Genomic DNA, 24,206 nt, shown 5'->3' with positions numbered 1-24,206 from the left:
ACTATTTAATAATTAATTTTTTACTGTATGATTTCTGATTACCGGAATTCAGATGAATGAAATAAACTCCGGCCGGTATTCCTGAAATATTTAAGCTGTTATCGCTTTCGATTTTTGCCTTTTCCACAACTTTTCTTCCTTCAGCATTAGTGATGTCAGCCGTTGTGTTTTTATCTTTAATTCCTTCAATGAAAACTGTTTTCGAAGCCGGATTCGGATAAATTTTTATCTGTGTTGAAAGCTCGTTTTCGTTTGTGCCTAACGTAGACGTGGTGATTCTGAATATCTTGCCATTATTCACTGCTGCTGCAAAAAGTTCGTTCTGATTGTTAATTCCGAAGGTTGAAAAATTATTTCCGGAAAATGCTGCCGACCAGGTAATGGAATCATCGTTATTCAGAATTCCGATCTGGGTAGAGCAGTAATCGGCAAAAATATATTTTCCCTGCAGTGCAGGATATTGTGTACCTCTGTAAACATATCCTCCCGTAATCGAGCACCTTCCACCTGAATGATTATAGGCTGCAACAGGGAAAGTCATGGTAGATTGTGCCGCACATCCTGAAGTATTGTACGCATTGTTTCCTTCGTAACATCTCCATCCATAATTGATTCCGGCTTGTGTAAGGGGCATTCTGTTGATCTCTTCAATATTACCCTGTCCCACATCTGCGATCATTACGTTGCCGGAAACGGTATCAAAATTGAATTTCCATGCATTTCTCAGTCCGTAAGCCCAGACTTCATCAGCACCGTCGGTTCCCACAAAAGGATTATCGGGAGGAATATTGTAAGGCCCGGTAGAATTGATGTCTAACCGTAACATCTTTCCCAGCAGAGAATTTTTATTCTGCCCATTGTTGTTGGGATCGCCGCCACTTCCTCCATCTCCTGTAACAATCCATAAATAGCCGTCAGGCGCAAAATGGATGCTTCCGCCGTTATGATTGTCGAATGGTTTCGGCTGGTTTAAAATGATTTTTTCTGTCGTCGCATCAGCAACATCAGGATTGGAACTTCTGGTGTATCGTGCAACGGTAATGTTCCCGCTGGTGTCATTGTAATACACAAAAAAATACCCGTTCGTAGAGTATTGCGGATGAAATGCGAGTCCCAAAAGCCCTCTTTCACCTCCATAAGTAATTTTTGAGCTGATGTTCAGGAAGTTGGAGGAGTTTACCGTGCCATCCGGCTGTACAATTTTAATGATGCCGTTTTGCTGTACAACAAACATTCTGCTGTCATTGGCGTGGGTGATTTCTACCGGAGCCGTAAAACCGGTTGCAAACTCTTCCAGGTTAATGCTTTGTGCATTAAAAATGCTGAAAGAAAAGATACCGGCACAAAAAAGTAGATTTTTCATAATATTTTGATATTTAGTGTATTAAATCAGAATGAAAATTTCGTACCATAAAAACTTTATAATATTCGTTAAAATAGCATGAAAAAATTATTAAATCTTAAATAAAAATAAGAATACCGATATATCTGAAAATAAATGATTTCTGTTGTTAAAAATTCATAAAATTCAAGAAAATGATTATATTTGCCGACTTAATTTAACGTAGTTATAACAAAATGCAAGGAAAAGGACTTATTACAATTGTTGCTATTGTACTAGGGTTGATTTGCTTAAACGAGCTATTACCAACATGGTACGCCAGCAAAATTGAAAAGCAGGCGACTGCTATTGCAGGAGATAATCCAGAGAAGTATCAGAAAGAAATCGCAAGACTTTCTAAGGATACACTGAATCTTGGATTCACAAAACTTTATTACACCAAAGCCAAAGACAAGGAAATGAAACTTGGTCTTGACTTGAAAGGAGGGATCAACGTCCTTTTGGAAATTAACCAGAGAGACCTTGTGAATGATTTAACCAATTATTCCACGAACCCTGTTCTTATCGAGGCTTTGAACAAAACGGATGAAGTTCAGAAGAATTCTACCAAACCGTACATCGACAATTTCTTTGAGCAGTTCGATGCGATTAACAGAGCTAAAGGTACCAACTTCAAGCTGGCAGATCCGGAACTTTTCGGAAATACTACGCTTACTGAAGTAAAGTACAACACGCCTGATGAGCAGGTAAAAGCTATTGTTAGAAGAAAGATCGATGCATCCGTAGGAACGGCTTTTGAGGTTATCAGAACCAGAATCGATAAGCTGGGAGCCATCCAGCCCAATGTTCAGAGAGTTCCTGGTACAGCCAGAATTTCTGTGGAGATGCCGGGGATGAAGGATATCGATAAAGTGAAAAAGATGCTTCAGACTTCTGCAAAACTTCAGTTCTGGGAAGTACAGCAGGTTCCTGAAATTGCGCCCTATTTCCAGACCATTACTACAATGGTTGCTGCAAAAGGTGATTCTATGGGAGTTGCTAAGAATGTAAACTTCATAAACCTTTTACACATTGACAAATTAAGAACCAATGGTGTAGCCAACGTAAAATTATCTGATACTGCTGCTGTAAACAAAATCCTAAACAGCAAAGTAGCACAGTCTTTACGCCCTGCCAACATAAAATATACCCAATTCATGTGGGGGTACAAGCCGGAGGCTACAGATGCTGAAAGCTTGGTATTATATGCTATCAGAGGGAATATCAACCAGAAAGCTCCTGTAGACGGTGCCGTGGAAACTGCCAATATCGGTTATGACGAGCTGAGCAGAGTAGTGGTAGATATGCAGATGGATTCCAAAGGAGCAAAAGAGTGGAAAACTTTAACCGAGAAAAACGTTGGGAAACCAGTTGCCGTAACGCTTGACAACAGAGTGTACACAGCGCCGAACGTTGTAAATGCAATTCCGAACGGTAGAACACAGATTTCCGGTAACTTCTCTCAGGAAGAAGCAAAAGAACTTGTGGACGTATTAGGAGCAGGTAAATTGCCTGCAGGTGCAAAAGTGGTTCAGGCTACGGTTGTAGGTCCTTCTTTAGGTCAGGAGTCTATTGATGCCGGTTTAATGTCATTCATGATCGCATTTGCAATTATCATCGTATATATCATTTTCTATTACGGCGGAGCAGGTGTTTATGCAGTTATTGCAATGATCATCAACCTTTTCTATATTTTCGGTATTATGGATTCCGGCGACTTTACGCTTACGCTTCCTGGTATCGCGGGTATCGTTCTCACGATGGCTGTTGCGGTCGACACGAACGTCATCATTTATGAAAGAACAAAAGAAGAATTATTTGCAGGGAAAAGTATCCTTGAAGCATATAAAGACGGTTTCAAACATGCATTGAATGCGATTATTGACGGTCACACAACTACTTTCTTAACGGCGGTTGTATTGTTCTTCTTCGGAACAGGACCTATCAAAGGTTTTGCTTTGACCTTGATGATCGGGGTGGCAATGACTTTATTCACGTCCGTATTGCTTTCTAGAGTGATGATCTTCTCAAGATTGAGCAAAGGCAAAGGACTTTCTGTATGGACGCCGGCTACCAAGAATCTATTCAGAAATACATGGATCGACTTCATCGGAAAAAGAAAATATGCCTATATTTTCTCAGCTGTTTTAACGGTAGTTTGTATCATTTCAATCGCTACTCATGGTTTCAAATACGGTATCGACTTTACAGGTGGTAGAAACTATGTAGTAAGATTCGACAGAGATGTGAAAGCGGAAGATATCGAAAAGAAATTAACGGCAATGTTCAAAACGGAAGATGGTAAAAACTCTTCTGTGGAAGCCAAAACTTTCGGAAGCAACAACCAATTGAAGATTTCTACCGATTATCTTATCGAAGACGAATCTTTAAAAGCAGACCAGGTTATTGAGCAGAAGTTGTACGAAGGGTTGAAATCAGAATTGCCTGCGGGAACAACGTTAAAAGATTTTAAATCTGCAGATAAAGAGCATGCAGGAATTATTTCTTCTGAAAAAGTAGGTCCTTCTGTTGCTGATGATATTCAAACGCACGGTATTTATGCAGTATTAGGAGCTTTAGGAATTATCTTTATCTATATTCTGGTACGATTCAGAAGATGGCAGTTCTCTCTTGGAGCGGTTGCGGCATTGTTCCACGATGCGGTTATCATTTTAGGAGCATATTCATTGCTTCATAAATACATGCCTTTCAATATGGAGATCAACCAGGATTTCATCGCTGCGATCCTTACGGTATTAGGATACTCCATCAATGATACGGTAATTATCTTTGACAGGATCAGGGAATACTTGAGAGAAAAGAAATCATTAACCTTAGCAGGATTATTTGATGATTCTATTTCCAGTACATTGGGTAGAACCTTCAACACTTCATTTACAACGATCCTTGTAATTTTAGCCATCTTCATTTTCGGTGGAGATAACTTAAGAGGATTCATGTTTGCGATGTTGATTGGTATCGGTTTCGGTACGTATTCATCCATCTTCGTAGCATCGGCTATTGCCTATGACTTCCTGAAAACAGGGAAGGAAGACGAAGTTCACGGTAAGTCAACGACCAACAAAGAAGTACTTGCTTCAAAATAAAAGTAAACTACAATAAATAAGAAAGCCTTTCCCATGTGAAAGGCTTTTTTGTTTGCGGTCGATTGCTGGTTGCTTACTGTTTGTATTTATGTTAATTCATAAACTCACACTCTACAATCTCAAACCCTCAAACTCTTCAACTCAATTAGGAGCTTTTTCCTGCTTTCGCTACTCGCTTTTTTAGTTTTCTGCGGCGCGGCGAAGCCGCGCCGCAGAAAACTAAAAAGAGCTCAGACAGGACGCTCAATGGTAAGTTTGTATTAAGAAATATAGATTACTATTTTAGTTAAAAATAATAACAAAGAGAAAAGCAGCAGGATAAAGGTAGACGCTCAATTGATACTCCGATATCGCCCCTGATTTTATTCCCCTGCTGCTGTTTTCTTCCAAATCCGGATAGAACGTTGTTTTCGGTAAACTTTTACCATGGTGGATCAGAAGAAAACCTCTTTATAAAAAGATTGACGATGACAAAATTATCAAAAAAAGTGATTGGTGTGGATGTAGGAGCGAAGTTTTTAACTGTGAGCTTCAATGACAACAATAATCAGGACCAGGTGCAAAACATTGAAAACAGCCAGCGTTCGATTTTATCTTTTTTAAACAAATTTTCAACAGATGATTATTGCTGTGTTATCGAAGCTACGGGTAATTACAGCAGCAGAGTGCTTCATCTTTCTTTGGGTAAAGGCTTTGAGACGAGCCTGATTAATTGCATGTCGGTAAAGCACTTTGCCAGGATGAAGAATATTATCACTAAAACGGATTCTGAAGATGCTCGGCTCATAAGGCATTACGGGGAGATGTTTAGCCCTGAATGTTATCAACCCAAAAATATTGAGATTGAACATCTTGATCAGGAACTCAAATTGCTGAACGATTTGGAAGAAGAGAAACGCAGGTATAGTGTTAAACTTAAAGCTCTTCGCTTTCATCCTCACCTGAATCCCAATACAGAGAAGCATTATGAAAAAAGGCTTAAACAATTGGAAAAAGAGATCAGGGAGGTTGAACTACGTCTTCCTAAACTTCAGGATGATGAATTTAAGGAAGTAAAAGATTTAATACAAAGTGTCTCGGGAATCGGTGAGAAAACAACGCTTCAGTTAATGGCTGCCACTTCCGGTTTTAAGAATTTTGATTCTGCCAAATCATTGGTTAAATACTTTGGCTTGGCACCCCGGATTTACCAGTCCGGCAGGAAATCTTATTCACCGGGTAAATGCAGAACTTCTAAACCCCATATCCGCAGCCTTCTTTATGTTTGTTCTTGGACAGCAATAAAGCATAATGTACCTTGTAAAGAGCTTTACCTTCGTTTACTAGGAAAAGGGAAGCCCAAGAAATTAGCCTTAATTGCTGTTTGCAACAAGCTTCTAAGAATCTGTTTTGGTGTGGTGAAAAACAAAATGGCTTATCAAGCAGATTATCAAAAGAACTTGAAAATTTTAACTTAAATAATTTGCATATGAACATAGAACATCAGGGCTAGAACTGTGGCCGCCTATCAATTTTAATCACAGCAATGGCTGATACTGTATAAAACAAGAGTATATCGAAATTTACCATACCATTTGCCGGTCACAATTCACTGTGCATCATTATCTGCTCATTACCCGCAATTTAGAATCATTATTTTTACCGATTTGATTATTTTTGCACCATTATGGAAAACTCGAGAAAGAAAGCTGCAATGAGCTTCATATTTATTACGCTCCTAATTGATATTACGGGATGGGGAATTATCATTCCGGTAGTTCCTAAGCTTATTGAGCAGCTGATTCACAGCGATATAAGTGAGGCTGCAAAATATGGCGGCTGGCTGGGATTTGCCTATGCGTTTACGCAATTTGTTTTTTCTCCTGTGGTAGGAAATCTGGGTGATAAATTTGGCAGGAGACCGATTATTCTCATCTCTCTTTTCGGATTTGCTATAGACTATATTCTGCTCGCTCTGGCCCCCACCATTACATGGCTGTTTATCGGGCGAATAATTGCCGGACTTACAGGGGCAAGTGTAACTACCGCAAGTGCGTACATCGCAGATATTTCTACAGACGAAGACCGGGCAAAGAATTTCGGACTTATCGGTGCTGCCTTCGGACTCGGATTTATCATCGGACCGGTGTTGGGAGGACTTTTGGGGCATTACGGAGCTAGAGTTCCTTTTTATGCGGCGGCTGTATTATGTCTGTTAAATTTTCTTTACGGTTATTTTATCCTTCCCGAAAGTCTTGATAAAGATAAAAGAAGAGAATTCAACTGGAAAAGAGCCAACCCTATCGGATCTTTTAAGTTTTTGGGTAAACACCCTGAAATATCTGGTTTAATAGTTTCTTTAATTTTAATCTACATTGCCGGGCATGCCGTTCAAAGCAACTGGAGTTTCTTCACGATGTACAAGTTTAGCTGGAATGAAAGAATGGTGGGGATTTCTTTAGGAGTAGTCGGGCTGCTCGTAGGATTAGTCCAGGGTGGGTTGATACGATGGACAACTCCGAAATTGGGAGAGCAAAAAAGCATCTATTACGGATTAACACTGTATGCTATTGGAATGTTATTGTTTGCATTTGCCACTCAGGGATGGATGATGTTCGTTTTTTTGATTCCTTATTGTTTGGGTGGGATCTGTGGGCCTGCGCTCCAGTCGGTTATTACAAAAAATGTTCCTTCCAACGAACAGGGAGAACTGCAGGGAGCTCTTACCAGTCTGATGAGTGCAACAGCAATCATTGGCCCGCCGATGATGACGAATCTGTTTTATTTTTTTACGCATGATGAAGCACCGTTTAAGTTTTCGGGAGCACCTTTTTTTCTGGCTTTTATTTTAATGGCAGTAAGTGTTATCATTACCTATTTTAATTTTCAGAAAAAAGAAATAAAAAAAGAAAAACTCGATTAAAAACAAACCTTACATAATCTTCATTTTTTATTTCCTTTAATAATTTGATATTGTTGACTAATTGAGATGCAGATGTTTATAAATGCTTTATTACAGTTCAGTAAATAATTTCAAACTTAATATTTTATTAAAACTCAGTAATAAGTATTGAGATTCACTTATCTTTTGTAATTTTGTATTATGGAACTAAGCATTGGAGAAATGGCATTGATTGCCGTGGCAATCGTAGTATTATTCGGACCGGATAAACTTCCTCAAATCGCCCGTGATCTGGGTGCCGGGGTAAGAAAGATGCGCGGTGCCGTGGAAGATATCAAAACAGAGATCATGAAAGAAACAGACAATCCTGTTTCTGAGATTAAGCGTGAGATCGAAAAAGTAAAAGATGCTGCAAAAGATTTTAATCCGATGAAAGATGTCCAAAATGATATCCTCACAGATTCCCAGTCTTCAAATGAGCCTATAAAACCCAAACCTTCAGAAGATGAAACCTATGAAGGCCCTGTAAGCAGATAGTATATGGAGGAGATTGTTCAGGAAGATAAAAAGCTCTTTTTATTTCTCAATAATTTAGGGAATTCCTCTTTTGACCAGTTCTGGATACTGATTTCCAGCACATGGATCTGGGTTCCGCTTTATATTATCTTCTGCTATTTTCTGTTTAAAAGTTACAAACTAAGGTCATTAGTTTTTATTCTGATATTTATTGCAATAGGCGTTACCATATCGGATCAGCTTGCCGGTGTCTTTAAACACGGGATTGAAAGACTGAGACCCTGCCATGATCCGGTTTTACAGGATCATATGAGGATTGTAAAATGTGGCGGGCAGTTCGGGTTTTATTCTGCACATGCATCTAATACCTTCTTTTTGGCAACCTTTTTAAGTATTTTATTAAAAAACAAGCTTAAATGGTTTCCTTATGCTATATTTGTGTGGGCTGTCATCATATCATACAGTCGCATTTATTTAGGAGTGCATTTCCCGATAGATATTTTGGTGGGGGCGTTTGTTGGAACTTTATTGGGAGTGATATTTGCTGCGCTCGCCAGAAAAGTGATCAATAAACAAAATATAACCTCATGAAAAACACTCTATTTTTTTTAGCTTTAGCAACATTATCACTGCACGCACAGGATAAAAAAATTGCTGAAGATTGTTTCCGTAAAGCAGATTACAAATGTGCGGAAGAAGAATATTCCAAACTGGTTCAGACCGAAAAAATCCAGAAATTCAAGTCAGAATATTACAATTACCTGGGAACTTCACAAAGAAGGCTCGGTAAAACAAATGCAGCCTTTAAATCGTATGAATCTGCACTGAAGGCCGATCCTATGTCTGCCGCGGTATATGCCAATTTAGGCTCTATCCACGGCCAAAAAGGAAATAAGCAGGCTGCTCTGGATTATCTTAATCAGGGACTTAAGCTTGAACCCGAAAATGCAGATATGTATCTTACCCGTTCGAAGGTTTATGAGAATTTGGGCAAAAAGGATCTGGCTGCAAAAGATTTGAATCAGATTCTGAGTTTTGCACCCGATAACATCTATGCAAGGACCGGATTGGCCAATCTTAAAAAGAACAGCGGCGATCTTGAAGGGGCCCTTAAAGATTATAATCAGCTGATTTCTGAAAAACCAGAATCACTTCTCTACAGTGGTAGAGGCGATGTATACTTCAAACTGAAAAAAAATAAAGAAGCGCTGGCCGATGTAAATAAAGCAATTTCAATCGATCCGAAATTTGCCCAGGCCTATGTAAATAAAGCATTGATTTTATTTGAAACAGCAAAGCCGAAGGAAGCCTGTGCAAGTCTTGATAAAGCGGTAACCTTAGGCTATGAAAAGCCCTTACTGATAGAATATTATTCTAAATGTGAGATTAAAAAATAATTTCTTGCTGTTTGCTATTTCGGGGCGGCGGAGCCCCCGAAATAGCAAACATATTACAAATCAGTCATTATGATACGGTTTCCCCTGAAGAATCTGATCTGCACGATACAGCTGTTCTACAATAAATAACCGGATCATCTGATGGGTAAAAGTCATCTTTGACAACGATATTTTTTCGTTTGCCCGACTGTATATTTCCTCTGAAAATCCGTATGCACCACCAATAAGTAGATGAACTTTTTTCACCGAAGAATTCATCCAGGTATCTATTTTCTGTGAAAATTCCCTGCTGGTAAATTGTTTGCCTTTTTCATCGAGAATCATCACAAGGTCCGTTCTGTCAATATAATTGGAAAAAAGCTTAGCTTCTTCCTTCTTTAAAAGATCAGGAGAAAGATTTCTAGCATTTTTTACATCCGGAATTTCGGTGATCTCAAAGTTCCAGTGTTTGGGTAGTCTTTTTATATAATAACTGATAAGAGATGTTATTTCCTTATCATCTGTTTTGCCGATACAGAGCAGGTTTATTTGCATTTTCTTTTAAATATGTGCCAAAGATATTTATAAATAGAGAGAATTCATAATCGTGTTTCTGTTGTGGAAGTGAAGTCTGAAAAAATCATTATTTTTGTACCACACCGGTCCAATGAAAATAACAATACTGTCTTTTCTACTTTTCCTTTTTCCATTAGTTTCTTTTGCCCAGGAAATTAGTGACGATAAAACAGCGCGGTACCTGGAAGAAGATAAAAAGAAAATTTCTGTTGTGGGAGGACTGAGTTATTTACATAATTCATTTGGTTTGTTGTATGAGGGGAAAGTTTTTCATTTACGGCCCAATGACGCTTTTTACACAGAATTTTTCCTGAGATACCGCTGGCTTGATGTCAGTTTTTCTTTTGCTCCGAAACTCACCCATATCAATAATGATGATCCCGAAAAAGGAAAGTCAAAATATTTCAATTTTGGATTTAATTTTTTCGTGGCTCCGAAAATCAGGCAATACCTTTATTTCAGTCAGGTGAAAGGTCTTTACTTTCAGGATACGAAAGAATTTTTGCAACTGCTGTATGGGAATGATTATAATGAAGAAGGCTATCTGCAGTTTCCCGATGCGAAATACCGCTCTTTTAAAGGAGAAACAACTTATCTCTGGATCGGAAATAAATCAGATTACAGAAGCTTCAATAATATAACCTATGAGCCGCTGAAAGATGTCTTTATCGTAAGCTCAGGACTGTTTTATCAGTATAATATTTTAAGCGGTATGGAAAGAATTATTTATAAAGGCAATACTTTTGGCGAAATTGATGATAACCCTTCAAAAGACTTCAGGATTGCATTAAGATCTGGAGGTGGTATTCAGAAAAAGATTAAAAACTGGTATGCCATATTGGAAATTTATCCGGAAATATATTACGCGAAGCTTATAAATGAAGATTTTCATGAATTTAACGTAGGAGGTTATTCTAACGGGAGAATCGGTTATGACAACGGGAAGTGGTTTTTCGGAGCCGGCGCCCAGCTGAACTGGATCAACAGTTCCAATGAAAATTTTTACTCTGCAACACAATGGCTCTTCCGGGCGGGAATTGGTTTTCGGTTTAATTCTCCTACATTTGTAAACAGAAACTTTGATAAGATAGATAATATTTTTAAATAACATGGGTCTGAAACTTCCGAAATTTATACTTAAAATTCAAGAATTTTTTGATGATATACATATTCCTCTTTTGGGAATATCTCTATGGCAGATGTTTCAGATCTATATCAGAGGTATTTTCAAAGATAAAATAGGCCGTAAAGCGGCTGCTATCTCCTGGAGTTTTACGATCAGTTTGTTTCCTTTTATTCTCTTTATTCTTTCAGTAATTCCATATATGCCGCATTATGAAAAGCTGCAGTTCTATATTTTTGATGTTTTGATGCATAATGTCTTTCCCTCCAATATGGAAGGTGATGTGCGAAATTATATTGAAGAAAGCATTGTACCGAATATGAAAGGAATCAGTAATCTGACCATCGTTCTGGCCTTGGTTTTTGCCACCAACGGAACATTTTCCCTTATCAACGGCTTTAATGAAAGTACTCATGAGAAAATGAGCGATGTAAAAGAATTTATTCTCTCGTTTTTTATCACTATAGGATTTGTGCTGATTGTATTTCTTGCCCTTTTCGGGGTATATTATTCTGAGATTGTTTTAAAACAGTTTACGCCTGTGTATGATGTTTCCTGGCTGGTAAATAATCTTTCGGAAATCATTGGTTTCGTATCATTTCCTCTGTTTTATTTCATCCTGCTGACGCTTTTTTATTGGCTGGGAACTGTGAAAATCACCCGGTTCAGACAGGCTATTCCGGGAGCTATTTTGACGACGGTACTGTTTGTGGTAACCACTTATTTCTTTGCATTATATGTGAAAAATATCGCCCGGTACAACGTTCTTTACGGATCTATAGGAAGTATGATTCTTTTGATGGTTTGGGTAAATGTGAATGTTTATCTCCTTCTCTTCGGAAACGAACTGAATATGGCTATCAGGAAAGTCAGGATCGAAAAATTATTATCTGATGAATTGAAACGCTCCCGGAATAAAAAAGAATCCGGTGATAACAAAGAATAATCTCATCATTACGGTCAGTTTTCGTCTTCTTTTAATGAATCTTTAAATGAAAAAGTCAGTACTTGTTCCTGCTCAAGAAATGACTGAATCCTTCAGCAGCTGATGCATTTGTAATAATTAACGATTTTACAACAGAAAATCAGGATCACTCCTGAAACCTGATTGCTGCTGAAATTTTTCTAAAGTATTCTGTAAGATTCACATTAAGATTGTAATCTTCTCACCTTTGAAACGCCGTCGATGTCATTGAGTTTTTTAAAGGTCTGCTCCAGCTGACTCTTGTTTTTTACTTCAAGATTAATGGTTCCGGTGAAAACGCCGTCATTAGATTCAATAGACATACTTTTCATATCCATTCCCATTGCACCGCTGATGACGGTGGTGATGTCATTAATCATTCCCATCCTGTCAAGCCCTTCAATTTCTATTTTTACCCTGTTTTTAAAGCTTTCCGCATTCACCCATTTGGCAGGAATCACTCTGTAATCATATTGTGCCCGGAGATTTATGGCATTCGGACAGTTATCGCTGTGTACTTTGATACCATCCGAGATGGTAATAAAACCGAAAATTTTATCTCCAGGAATCACTGTGCAGCATTTTGCATAAGTGTAATTAAGTTTTTCTTCGTCTTTACCGAAGACAATCATATCCAGGTTCTGCTCTTTAGGTTCTACAAAAGCAGTGTTTTTGGATGGTGATTTCCTAAACCTTGAAAGCAGATTATTAAATACATTTTTACTTTCAATATATTTTCTAAGGCTGCTTGCATCCAGTTCGTTGCTTTGAAACTTCAGGAAGAGTTCCTGAGATGTTTTAAGATTGAAAAACTTCTGGAGTTTATTGACCTCATCATCATTGAAATTGATCTTGGCATGGCGAAGCTTTCGCTGAAGGATTTCTTTTCCTTCTTCTACCAGCTGATTTTTCTGCGAGTTTAAGTAACTCTTGATCTTTGATTTGGCCTTTGAGGTGACTACAAATTCCAGCCAGTCGGATTTTGGCTTCTGATTTTGTGAAGATAGGATGTCCACCTGATCACCGTTCTGTAAAACATATGAAATCGGAACAAGCTTTCCGTTGATTTTTGCACCTAAACACTTCATTCCCAAATCAGAGTGTACGGAGAAGGCAAAATCAAGAGCGGTGGCATTCGTCGGCAAAATTTTAATTTCCCCTTTCGGAGTGAAAACAAAAACTTCTTTTGAATATAAATTAAGCTTAATGTTATCCAGGAGTTCAGACGTAGAAAGATTCTGTTGCTGTTCCAGTACCTCGCGTATTTCCGTTACCCAGTTTTCAAAATTTCTGTCCTCAGTACTTTGTTTGTAGCCTTCTTTGTATTTATAATGTGCTGCAACGCCTTTTTCCGCAATTTCATCCATTCTTTCAGAACGGATCTGCACCTCAATCCATTTTTTATCCGGTCCTAAAACGGTAAGGTGGAGACTTTCGTATCCTGTAGAACGTGGCTGTGTAATCCAGTCACGCATTCTGGAAGGATTACTGTGATAAACATCCGTTACAATAGAATAAATCTTCCAGGCCAGAAATTTTTCATTCTTAGCATCGGATTTATAGATGATCCTGATGGCGTAGTTATCATACACCTCCTCAAAAGAGACTCCCTGCTTCAGCATTTTCCTGTAAATGGAAGAAATGGCTTTCGCACGGCCTTTTATCTTAAAATTGAGACCTTCTTCATGCAGTTTTTCAGAAACTTCTTTTTTAAATTCCTCGATATAGCGTTCGCGGCTTTCTTTGGCCAGCTCAAGCTTCTCTGTAATTTCTGTATAAACGTCCGGATTATTATATTTTAAGGATAAATCTTCAAGTTCGGATTTGATGTTGTACAATCCTAAACGGTGCGCCATCGGTGCGTAAATATACACCGTTTCGGAAGCAATTTTTTTCTGCTTGTCCGGTGCCATGCTTTCCAGCGTACGCATATTGTGAAGACGGTCTGCAATTTTGATCAGGATTACCCTGAAATCTTCAGAAAGCGTAAGAAGAAGTTTTCTGTAGTTCTCCGACTGAACCGAGATGTTCTGGTGGTTCATGATAGAGATCTTGGTAAGTCCGTTAACAATATTGGCTATTTTTTCGCCAAAGATTTTTTTCAGATCTTCATACGTATAGTCGGAGTCTTCAATGACATCATGCAGCAGGGCACAGGCAATGGAGGTGGCCCCAAGACCAATTTCCGTGGCTACAATTTTAGCTACGGCAATTGGGTGGTAAATGTAAGGTTCACCGGTTTTTCTTCGCTGGTCTTTATGGGCATCCAGAGCAATATCAAATGCCTTCCGGATAAGTTTATTGTTTTCCTCGTCCAGCGTTCGGTATGTGTTTGAAATCAGATCCTTATATCGGGCGAGGATTTCTTTATTTTCTTGTTCTAAATCGTAACTCATTCGTGCTATGGCCTATATTTACACGAAAATACGAAATTTTTTGCACTTTTCAAATACAAAAGAATCCATAGACGGATCTACGGATTCAGGGAATTTATTTTTATCATTTGTATTTTAAAATTTCACTTCGGAGTCCATGCCCATTGTAGAACCTTTGATTCTAACATCGGGACTGCTATGGATTTCCGCTTTGTTTCTGGCGCTGATATAGTGTTTAAGAGTAGTGTAATTTGCCTGTTCAAGGCTCATATTTTCAAATAGGTACGTTTTCAGCACTGTATTTTGGCTGAAAACATTTCGGGCGTCATCAATCTGATGTTCTTTCACTGCCACACTTACAATATATGGAGAATGATGCTTATCTTCATTCAAATAGACAATATATTCTGAATTCTCAAAACCCGAGCTTTCAAGATCGGATTCTAATTTCTTATAATCACTGTGAGGTTCAAATAACCCAGCTAAAATATTTGACATAGCAATGGTTTTTAATTTTAACTAAAGATACAATATTATTTGTAATATTATATAATATTTTTAAAAAAATAGCAATTATATTGTTTTGTCTATAATGAATTAAGTTTTTATATGAATTGTCTATTTAATAGCAGTTAGTAATAAAAAGAAAGAGAGCAAATATTTCAGCTCTCTTTAAATTTGTTTTAAACTCGTTCATTTTTAATTTCTTCCACAATTTCAGGATTTAGAAGCGTGGTAATATCTCCGAAATTACTGAAATCGCCTTCTGCAATCTTTCTTAATATCCTTCGCATGATTTTTCCTGAACGTGTTTTAGGTAATCCTGAAACAAACTGAATTTTATCAAGCTTAGCAATAGGACCAATCTGTTCGGAAATAAGCTGATTAATCTCTTTTTTAAGATTCTCCCTTTGTCTGCTTTCGCCGGTCTCTTTTAAAACAACATAACCGTACAGTGCGTTGCCCTTGATATCATGGGGATATCCTACGATAGCAGATTCCGCTACTGCCGGATGCTGGTTGATACTGTCTTCGATTGGAGCGGTTCCAAGATTATGCCCGGAAACGATGATGACATCATCTACACGCCCGGTAATCCTGTAATAGCCGACCTCGTCACGAAGCGCCCCGTCACCGGTAAAATACTTGCCGGGAAAAGCGGTGAAATAGGTTTCTTTATACCGTTGATGGTCTCCCCAGATGGTCCTTGCGATACCCGGCCACGGGAAACGGATGCAAAGGTTTCCGGTAACCTGATTGCCCATAATTTCATTACGTTTATCATCCATTAGTACCGGTTGTATTCCCGGAAGCGGCAATGTAGCGTAAGTAGGTTTGGTAGGGGTTACAAATGGGAGAGGAGAGATCATAATTCCGCCGGTTTCCGTCTGCCACCATGTATCGACAATCGGGCATTTTTTCTTTCCGACGTGATCATTAAACCAGTGCCACGCCTCTTCATTAATGGGTTCTCCAACGGAGCCTATTACTTTTAATGTGCTCAGATCATGCTTATCTACCCATTCCACACTTTCTTTGGCTAATGAGCGGATGGCAGTAGGAGCGGTGTAAAATTGCGTAATGTTATGTTTGTCAATAACTTCCCAGAATCTGTCCGGTTCCGGGTACGTAGGCACTCCTTCGAAAATAACGGTTGTAGCGCCGTTAAGAAGCGGTCCGTACAGAATATATGAATGCCCGGTAATCCAGCCGATGTCTGCAGTACACCAGTAGATGTCATTTTCTTTATAATTAAATACATTTTTAAAGGTGTATGCTGTATAGACCATGTATCCGGCGCAGGTATGAAGCATTCCTTTGGGTTTTCCTGTAGATCCGGAAGTATATAGAATAAAAAGCGGATCTTCGGCATCCATAATGACGGAGACAAAATCCGGAGAAGCATTTTCGTAAAGATCTTCCATCCAGAAATCCCGGTGCTCTTTCATTTTTACTTCGTTGCTGGTTCTTTTTACCACCAACACTTTTTCTACACTGGGTGTTTTTTCCAAAGCCTCATCAACGATGCTCTTAAGATCAAGAACTTTATTTCCTCTGTAGCTGCCGTCGGATGTAATAACCATTTTTGCGCCGCAGTCATTAACTCTTGAAGAAACAGCAGATGCTGAAAATCCTGCAAAAATTACAGAATGTACAGCTCCCAATTTTGCGCAGGCAAGCATTGTGATAGCCAGTTCGGGAATCATAGGAAGGTAGATGCATACTCTGTCTCCTTTTTCAATTCCCAATTCCCTGAGTACATTCGCTGTTTTGTTGACTCTGGTGTATAATTCGCTGTAAGAGATATGTTGCGCTTCTTCTTTAGGATCATTGGGTTCCCAGATAATGGCTGTTTTATCGCCTCTTACCGAAAGATGTCTGTCCAGGCAGTTTTTAGTGATATTTAATTTGGCATTTTTGAACCATGTAATCTTGGCTTCATTCATATCGTATTTTACGACTTTGCTCCAGCGCTGATACCACACGAAGTTTTCATCGGCTATTTTATCCCAGAATTTCTTAGGATTTTTAATTGACTTTTTATAGTCCTCAAAATATTGCGGTAAATCTTCTATCAGGTAATTTCTCATATCCCTTTCTTTTAATTTAATTCTGTTTATTAATTATAATTTAATTTTTCAGTTCTGTATTCCACTATCTTTTGTTGAATTTCTTCAATAATCATTTCATCATCAATTGTTGAAGGAACCTGGAAATCTTTATGGTCCAGAAGTGTTCTGATTAGTTTTCTCAGGATCTTTCCCGAACGGGTCTTTGGCAGCCGTTTTACAGTCATTACATTTTTAAGGCAGGCAACGGCACCAATTTTTTCGCGGACATTCCTTATTATTTCTTTCTCAATATTTTCTTCGGAAATTGCAGAACCGTTTTTTAAAACAATGGCAGCAAAAGGAACCTGTCCTTTAAGTTCATCATCAATTCCCACCACGGCACACTCTGCAACATCGGGATGGGAGGAGACGATTTCTTCCATCTCTGAGGTTGAAAGCCGGTGTCCGGCAACGTTAATTACATCATCTACTCTTCCTGTAATGAAGATATAGCCGTCTTCATCTTTAATGGCACCGTCTCCGGAAAAATAATAGCCGTTATATTGTGACAGATAGCTGCTTTGGAAACGCTCGTTGTCATTCCAGATTCCAAGCAGGGCTCCCGGCGGAAGAGGAAGTTTAATGACGAGATAGCCTTCGTGATGCGCATCCAGCTCATATCCGTTTTCGTCAAAAATTTTAATATCATAACCCGGAATGGGTTTTCCGGCGGAAGCTCTTTTTATAATGTAATTTTCGTCGGAAGTCATTAATCCCAGCATCGGCCAGCCGGATTCCGTCTGCCACCAATGGTCAATGGCGGGAACTCCGATATGTTTTGCAAACCAGTCTAATGTTGCGACATCGCATCTTTCGCCGGCCAGAAACTGCTTTTTGAAATGGCGTAAATCATATTTCTTTACCAGTTCTCCGTTGGGGTCTTCTTTTTTAATCGCTCTTATCGCTGTTGGTGCCGTGAACATTACCGAAACTTTATATTCTGAGATAATTCTCCAGAAAGTTCCGGCATCGGGTGTCATAATTGGTTTGCCTTCAAAAATAACGGTTGTATTCCTGTTGATGAGAGGTCCGTACACCGAAAAGCTATGTCCTACGGCCCATCCGAAATCGGAGGCTGCCCAATAGGTGTCACCCTGTTCTACACCATAAATATAATTCATGGAAAATTTCAGTGCGGTTGCATAGCCGCCTGTATCTCTTACAATACCTTTTGGCTTTCCCGTTGTTCCGGAAGTGTAGAGCAGATAGAGCGGGTGTGTAGATTCAACAGAAATACAGTCCGCGGCTTCTGATTTTTCAACCAGTTCTTCATAATCAATCAGTCCGTCAAACATTTCATGTTGATTGTCTACTAGTTTCCTGTTGAACACGATAATGTTTTCTACTTTATCCTGTGCCAGTTCAATGGCTTTTTCCACCAAAGGCAGATAGGGGATTCTTTTGGCGATTTCCACTCCTGCTGTTGCGGTGATTAAAGCTTTGGGTTTGCAGTCGTCAATTCTCACTACAAGTTCATGCGGTGCAAATCCTCCGAAAACAACATTATGAATAACGCCGATCCGTGCACAGGCCAGCATGGCAAAAAGCGTTTGCGGAATCATCGGCATATAAATGACTGCCGTATCTCCTTTTTGCAGGCCTAAAGAAAGCAACCCTCCGGCAAGCTTTGAAATCTCTTCTTTTGCCTGGCTGAAGGTATAGGTTTTCTTCTGGCCGGTAACCGGAGAATCGTACACAATAGCGATCTGCTCTCCAAAGCCATCTTCAATGTGTTTATCGATACACAGGTAGCACATATTGAGCTTTCCGTCGGGGAACCATTGGTTGTAATGCTTCTCATCATTTGATGCAATGATTTCAGGAAATTCAAACCAACTGATTTCCTGAGCCTGTTTTTTCCAGAAATTCTCTTTATTTTCTATACTTTGTTCAAATAAATCGTCTGTGTTCATATGGTATTGTGTTTTAGGTTATTGTGAGGCAATTGATGAAGAGTCTAATAGTTTTTAACTTTTTTAATACCAGTTTGGTATGTACGGTCTTTAAAATAGATCTTCAATCTGCTGCATCAGCTTTTTGATTGAATAAGGTTTGACTATATATGCATCGGCTCCCATTTCCAAGCCTTTTTCAATGTCTTTAGGATTATTTTTTGCGCTCAGGAAAATGACTTTTGTGTCTTTTAATCTTTCGTCCTGTTTAATGATTTCTAACGTGCTGTAGCCGTCAAGATTGGGCATCATAATATCCAGAAGGATTACCTCCGGAACCATGGTTTTTAAAAACTCCAGTACTTCGGTTCCGTCTCTGGCGATATACACGTCGTAGCCGTTTTTTCTGAAACTGTATTCTAAGGACATTAAGATCTTATGTTCATCATCTGCAATGATTATTTTTTTCATTGTCTAATTTCTTCTTTATGGTTCAACTTCATTGTTTGGGTTCTTTATCACCGGCCGTATTTCCATTAGGTAAAGTAACCGTAAAGGTCACTCCCAGCCCGCTGTTTTCGGCTTTTATGGTTCCGCCCTGAGCTTCTGCAATTTTCCTGCAAATTGCAAGGCCCAGACCGCTTCCTGTGGGTTTTAAAATATTTTGGTTCTTGGACTGGTAGAATTTGTCAAATATCATTTCAAGATCTTCCTCTGGAATATGTTTTCCGGTGTTGAAAATTTTAATAATTAACTGATTTTCTTTTTCGGATAATTTGGTTTGTATGGTTCCCTGTTCGTCTGTAAATTTTAAAGCATTTCCCAGGATGTTCTGAAACAGCTGTATCATCCTTGCTTCATCGTATTCAAATAAAAACTGATTTAAAAGATTCACTTCGCTTAGGTGGATCTTTTTGTTCTGAATAAGATGCAGAAGCGGGTTCAGTGCTTTTTTATAGGTTTCCATAATATTATTTTCCCGAATGTGCATAGAGATCGCTCCGTGCTCCAGTTTATCGAGATAGAGAATATCATTAATAATTTCGCTCAGCCGGTCAGACTCTGTAATGATATTGTTTAAAAATTCCTTTTTAATTTCGGATGGAATATCATCATCATCGGCTAAAATTTCCCCTGCCGACCGGATGGCTGTAATCGGTGTCCTCAGCTCATGGGCGACAGAATCCAGGAAATCGTCTTTCTGGCGGTCTTTGATAAGAAGGCTTTCGTTGGCGTTTCTCAGGTCATCGGATAATTTCTGCAATTCTTCGGACTGTTCGGTCAGCTTTTTATTCAGGGAGATATTTTCTTTAGATTCCTCTAAGATATTTAATACTTCTTTTAAAGAGATCTTGTCTTCTTTTGTGACACCTTCAATCAAAATTTTTGCAGAAGCAGTTCCTATTCTTCCGGCTAATAAATTTTCTGAGAATTTGATGAACCGGGAATCTGCTGTTTCCGTTTGGGAGTCAATACTGTATTTTAAATTGAAAATTCTCAGTGCCTGCTCCGTCTTATTTTTACCTAAAAATCGTTCCAAAATATTTTTAATATCCGAAATATAAGCTTTGCCGCGCCAGATGAATGCATTTTCGTGATTCAGTATGTATTTGTCGATATCTACATACAGTTCTGCAAAGTTTCTCTCGCGGTAATTGCCTTTAATGCTTACCGAAATAATTGCAAAAAGACCTGTATTGACCAACAGAGACCAGAAGAAAATCTGTGGAATCCTGTCTAAATAAGGAATATTGAAAAATGCGAAAATGTTGTACATATCTCTCAAAACACCTTTAAATTCCTGGTTGTAAGAGAAATAATACTGCGGGATAATCAGCCCGAAATAGCAGATTGCCAATCCGGCGAGCAATCCCGTAACGGCGCCTTTATAACTTCCTCTTCTCCAGAAAATGGCTCCGAAAAATGCCGGTGCCAATTGGGCAATGATTACAAATGAAATCAGACCCACCGAATCGAGTGAAGTTTTTAGAATGAAGTATTTATAAAAGGCAAACGCCATAATAATCAACGCAAAAATGCTGAATTTTCTGATGTTGGTAATATTCCGTGTATTTTGACTTTCGTTTTCCGATTTGAACTTGCCCAGTAATCCGTATGGAATGATAAGGTTGTTGGAAAGCATGATGGATAAGGTAATTGCGGAAATGATAATCATTGATATAGAAGAACTTAATCCTCCAAGAAAAACCAAGACCGTAATCAGTGTATTGTTAAAATGCTGAGGAATCAGGATGGAGTAGAACTCAGGATTGACATTCTGTCCGTTAAAAATTAATCTTCCGCCCCATGCAATCGGAAAGATAAAAAATGTAAAAATTAAAAGATACAAAGGGAAAAACCAAATGGCTGTTTTAATGTGTTTTTCCTTCCTGTTTTCTACAATCGCCGTGTGAAACTGTCTTGGAAGTATACAGATGGCTGTTCCTGAAATCATGCAGAGAATCATCCAGTTTAATGCGCCTTCAATTCCGTTAAAGGTATTTTTCTCTTTAAAATCTTTAAACTGACTGGCCTTTTGATAAATGTCAGAAAACCCATCAAATACAAAGTAAATAACGAAAAGTCCTAAAATAATAATGAAGAAAAGTTTCAGGAAGCTTTCAAGCGCAATTGCGGAGATTATTCCTAACCGTTTTTCGGATGCATCAACATATCTCGTACCGTAATAGGATGCAAATACGGCAATAAGAACCACTACGAAAGTAGCATTATCGGTAAGGATATTTTTCGAAATGGCGGTCTCTGTTACCAGGTGAAAGGTCTCGGAAATCGCCTTGATTTGCAATCCGATATAAGGAACAACTGCCAGAAGACATACAATGGTAATCATTGCACTGAAACTTCTGCTGTTTCCATACCGTAGGGAAATGAAGTCGGCAAGACTGCTAATTTTATTTACTCTTGAAATTCTTACAATGCGTGTATTGATGTAGATCCATGCAGGAATGATGATGATGGGGCCGATGTAGATCGGAAGGTAGTTGAGCCCGCTGTTTGCGGCAACACCTATGCTTCCGTAGTACGTCCACGCTGTACAATAAACAGCCAGGGAAAGTGCATAGATATAGGGATTGTTGATCCAGAGCTTGCTTTTCTTTTTTTCAGCCAGATAAGCTACCAGGAACAAAAGCGCCAGATAAAATAAAACTACGGTGAATAAAGCGAAACTACTCATCATATTTTTTTATGATTACAAAAGAAATAATGATGGAAATCATCCACAACACAAAAATATAAACGAGAATCATCGGATAGCCAAGAACCTCCCTGTCACTGTTGAACAGCAGCGAAACAGGAATACTGAAAGCAATCATAAGCCCGATGCTCAAAATGATTAGTTTTTGTTCGTGTCTCTTTTTCATAATGATGATTGATGAATGATAATTGATCATTTAACAGAAATACATCTGTGACTGATCAATTATCATTTTAATTTATAATTATTCTTTGTCGTCTGAATATTCTCCTGTTAACGAATAGTATCCGAAAATGGCCATTCCGCCGGAAATAATCGGCATCAGTACAAAGAGAATAATAATCCCGAACACCAGATCTTCCTGTTTGCCTGAAGTGATTTTCGGGATTCCCATTACGGTGATTCCGAAATATCCCACTACGAGGGCTATTGCGATCCAGAGTATGCCTAATATTTTTTTAAGTCCGTTCATTTTAGTTGTTTTAAAATTAATAAAAAAATTGCGCGATTCAGTGTTTAATCATGAATATTATTATTCTTGCTTTTAAGATAAAATAAGCCGATAAGCAAGCAGACTCCTGCTACACCGATAGGATACCAGAGCCCTTCCAGATACCAGGTAGCGTGTCCTGCTTCTTTTCCGGTAGTTACCAGATAGGTCGCTACGGCAGGAAGCAAGCCTCCAAAAACACCGTTTCCGATATGATACGGCAGAGACATTGAGGTATAACGTATTCTTACCGGGAACATTTCTACCAGGAAAGCTGCAATAGGACCGTAAACCATCGTCACAAAAATCACCTGAATAAATACCATCAGAACAAGATACCATTTTGTGTTATCTGCTAATTTTATGGTTTGTGTTACTTTCGGCTCTTCAGCTTTTCCGTCTTTCATTACCGGGCCGTTTGCCGACCAGTGAATGATGCTGTCTTTTTTTACCAGCGTACCATCGGTGAAAAGAGTTTCTTTGTGGAAGGTGACGAGGCTGTCTGTGGTGATTTCATTGTGTATTTTTGCTGTTCTTTTTTCTGAAATTCCGTTTGCGGCAACAGTTTTATTTTCAAGGTTTACACTTTTGAACATGCTGTCATAAATAGGCCTGTATGCTAAAATAGCGATCAGCATTCCTGTCATCATCACCGCCTTTCTTCCGATTTTGTCGGAAAGCCATCCGAAGAATACAAAGAAGGGTGTGCCTAAAAACAGAGCGGTAGCCATTAATGAATCTACCTGTGCAGATTCCACATTCATTACTTTTTGAAGGAAGCTCATGGCATAAAATTGCCCTGTATACCAGATCACACCCTGTCCCATAGCTGCTCCGAATAATGCCAGTAAAACAAATTTGAAATTAAACTTATTTCCAAAGCTTTCTTTTAAAGGATTTTTTGAAGTTTTTCCCTCGCTTTTGGCTTTTGCAAATAATGGGGATTCTTTCATGTTTCTTCGGATGATATATGAAACACCTACCATTAAAATGGAGATCCAGAACGGTACCCTCCAGCCCCAGCCGTCAAACTCTTCAGCTGAGAGTGTGGTTTTTGTTACCAAAATAACGATTAACGAAATAAAAAGCCCTGCTGTTGCCGTTGTCTGGATCCAGGAAGTCCAGTAGCCTCTTCTTCCCGGCTGTGCATATTCTGCAACATAAGTTGCCGCACCTCCGTATTCTCCTCCAAGGGCCAATCCTTGCAGTAATCTTAAAATTAAAACTAAAACCGGCGCCAAAAATCCAATGGTTTCATAGCTTGGGATGCAACCGATGAGGAATGTTGAAAACCCCATGATGAGTAGCGTTACCAAAAATGTATATTTTCTTCCGATAATATCTCCCAGTCTGCCGAAAAATAAGGCTCCGAAAGGTCTTACAACAAATCCCGCGGCAAAAGTTGCCAAAGTCGACAAAAATGCGGCGGTAGGATTATCTGCAGGGAAAAACTTGGTTGCCAGAACTACGGCAAGACTTCCGAAAATATAGAAATCATACCATTCTATAAGCGTTCCGAGTGATGATGCTGTAATGACGCTCCAGATCGTACGGTTTTTTTGCTGTTCGGTCATATTCTCATAGCTTATGTGATTGTTTTCGCTCATATGCTTAATTTTTAAGGTTTGTTTAAATTGATATTGAGTTTTTAATAATTTATCTTGATTATTAAAATTTAATTTTAAAAGTTTTGCTT

Annotated in this window: 19 protein-coding genes; 8 read left to right on the top strand and 11 right to left on the bottom strand. The window is 38.7% G+C overall.

Annotated features, from left to right (window positions below):
* Position 1 precedes the first annotated feature (1 nt).
* A complete protein-coding gene (locus ACYT6F_RS17970; RefSeq protein WP_472598989.1) occupies positions 2 to 1,363 on the bottom strand; it encodes a PQQ-dependent sugar dehydrogenase in 1,362 nt (453 codons plus the stop codon).
* Positions 1,364 to 1,578: 215 nt separating this feature from the next.
* Between ACYT6F_RS17970 and secD the strand changes: the two genes are divergently transcribed.
* From secD to ACYT6F_RS17940, 6 genes are all read left to right on the top strand, one after another.
* On the top strand, positions 1,579 to 4,488 hold the full coding sequence (secD, locus tag ACYT6F_RS17965; RefSeq protein WP_472598988.1) for a protein translocase subunit SecD: 2,910 nt from the start codon (positions 1,579 to 1,581) through the stop codon (positions 4,486 to 4,488).
* Positions 4,489 to 4,955: 467 nt separating this feature from the next.
* A complete protein-coding gene (locus tag ACYT6F_RS17960) occupies positions 4,956 to 5,945 on the top strand; it encodes an IS110 family RNA-guided transposase (RefSeq protein WP_472597994.1) in 990 nt (329 codons plus the stop codon).
* Positions 5,946 to 6,154: 209 nt separating this feature from the next.
* Positions 6,155 to 7,390, top strand: a complete 1,236-nt coding sequence (locus tag ACYT6F_RS17955; RefSeq protein ID WP_472598987.1) for a TCR/Tet family MFS transporter — start codon at positions 6,155 to 6,157, stop codon at positions 7,388 to 7,390.
* A gap of 180 nt (positions 7,391 to 7,570) precedes the next feature.
* Positions 7,571 to 7,906, top strand: a complete 336-nt coding sequence (locus ACYT6F_RS17950; protein WP_472598986.1) for a Sec-independent protein translocase subunit TatA/TatB — start codon at positions 7,571 to 7,573, stop codon at positions 7,904 to 7,906.
* Between the two features lie 3 nt (positions 7,907 to 7,909).
* On the top strand, positions 7,910 to 8,476 hold the full coding sequence (locus tag ACYT6F_RS17945; protein ID WP_472598985.1) for a phosphatase PAP2 family protein: 567 nt from the start codon (positions 7,910 to 7,912) through the stop codon (positions 8,474 to 8,476).
* A complete protein-coding gene (locus tag ACYT6F_RS17940; RefSeq protein ID WP_472598984.1) occupies positions 8,473 to 9,282 on the top strand; it encodes a tetratricopeptide repeat protein in 810 nt (269 codons plus the stop codon). The genes ACYT6F_RS17945 and ACYT6F_RS17940 overlap by 4 nt, the downstream gene beginning before the upstream one ends.
* A 60-nt stretch (positions 9,283 to 9,342) precedes the next feature.
* On the opposite strand, the gene ACYT6F_RS17935 is transcribed toward ACYT6F_RS17940, so the two are convergent.
* Positions 9,343 to 9,816, bottom strand: coding sequence for a 23S rRNA (pseudouridine(1915)-N(3))-methyltransferase RlmH (locus ACYT6F_RS17935; protein ID WP_472598983.1), 474 nt, complete (start codon positions 9,814 to 9,816; stop codon positions 9,343 to 9,345).
* Between the two features lie 112 nt (positions 9,817 to 9,928).
* Between ACYT6F_RS17935 and ACYT6F_RS17930 the strand changes: the two genes are divergently transcribed.
* Together ACYT6F_RS17930 and ACYT6F_RS17925 are read left to right on the top strand one after the other, a co-directional pair.
* Positions 9,929 to 10,945, top strand: coding sequence for a DUF4421 family protein (locus ACYT6F_RS17930; RefSeq protein WP_472598982.1), 1,017 nt, complete (start codon positions 9,929 to 9,931; stop codon positions 10,943 to 10,945).
* Position 10,946: 1 nt separating this feature from the next.
* Entirely contained in the window at positions 10,947 to 11,906 is a 960-nt protein-coding gene (locus ACYT6F_RS17925; RefSeq protein ID WP_472598981.1) for a YihY/virulence factor BrkB family protein, read from the top strand.
* A 203-nt stretch (positions 11,907 to 12,109) separates the two neighbouring features.
* Here the strand turns inward: ACYT6F_RS17925 and ACYT6F_RS17920 are convergent, their stop codons facing one another.
* From ACYT6F_RS17920 to ACYT6F_RS17880, 9 genes are all read right to left on the bottom strand, one after another.
* Positions 12,110 to 14,320: a RelA/SpoT family protein gene (locus ACYT6F_RS17920; RefSeq protein WP_472598980.1), complete on the bottom strand. Its 2,211-nt coding sequence runs from the start codon at positions 14,318 to 14,320 to the stop codon at positions 12,110 to 12,112.
* Positions 14,321 to 14,434: 114 nt separating this feature from the next.
* On the bottom strand, positions 14,435 to 14,797 hold the full coding sequence (locus ACYT6F_RS17915; protein ID WP_472598979.1) for a hypothetical protein: 363 nt from the start codon (positions 14,795 to 14,797) through the stop codon (positions 14,435 to 14,437).
* Between the two features lie 185 nt (positions 14,798 to 14,982).
* Positions 14,983 to 16,890 (bottom strand): acetate--CoA ligase, encoded by a 1,908-nt coding sequence (acs, locus tag ACYT6F_RS17910; protein ID WP_472598978.1) that lies wholly within the window; start codon positions 16,888 to 16,890, stop codon positions 14,983 to 14,985.
* A gap of 29 nt (positions 16,891 to 16,919) precedes the next feature.
* Positions 16,920 to 18,824 (bottom strand): AMP-binding protein, encoded by a 1,905-nt coding sequence (locus ACYT6F_RS17905; protein ID WP_472598977.1) that lies wholly within the window; start codon positions 18,822 to 18,824, stop codon positions 16,920 to 16,922.
* Between the two features lie 90 nt (positions 18,825 to 18,914).
* Positions 18,915 to 19,274 carry a response regulator transcription factor gene (locus ACYT6F_RS17900; protein ID WP_472598976.1) on the bottom strand — a complete coding sequence of 120 codons (360 nt, stop codon included), beginning with the start codon at positions 19,272 to 19,274 and terminating at the stop codon, positions 18,915 to 18,917.
* Between the two features lie 28 nt (positions 19,275 to 19,302).
* On the bottom strand, positions 19,303 to 21,999 hold the full coding sequence (locus ACYT6F_RS17895) for an ATP-binding protein (RefSeq protein WP_472601140.1): 2,697 nt from the start codon (positions 21,997 to 21,999) through the stop codon (positions 19,303 to 19,305).
* Positions 21,992 to 22,186 (bottom strand): hypothetical protein, encoded by a 195-nt coding sequence (locus ACYT6F_RS17890; protein ID WP_169230004.1) that lies wholly within the window; start codon positions 22,184 to 22,186, stop codon positions 21,992 to 21,994. Before ACYT6F_RS17890 ends, ACYT6F_RS17895 begins: the two co-directional genes overlap by 8 nt.
* Positions 22,187 to 22,264: 78 nt before the next feature.
* Positions 22,265 to 22,492: a DUF6814 family protein gene (locus ACYT6F_RS17885; RefSeq protein WP_169230005.1), complete on the bottom strand. Its 228-nt coding sequence runs from the start codon at positions 22,490 to 22,492 to the stop codon at positions 22,265 to 22,267.
* Between the two features lie 44 nt (positions 22,493 to 22,536).
* Entirely contained in the window at positions 22,537 to 24,117 is a 1,581-nt protein-coding gene (locus ACYT6F_RS17880) for an MFS transporter (RefSeq protein ID WP_472598975.1), read from the bottom strand.
* Positions 24,118 to 24,206 lie beyond the last annotated feature (89 nt).

Source organism: Chryseobacterium sp. NG-CE01 (genome assembly GCF_055695505.1).
This window is presented reverse-complemented; position numbering and strand designations above follow the sequence as displayed.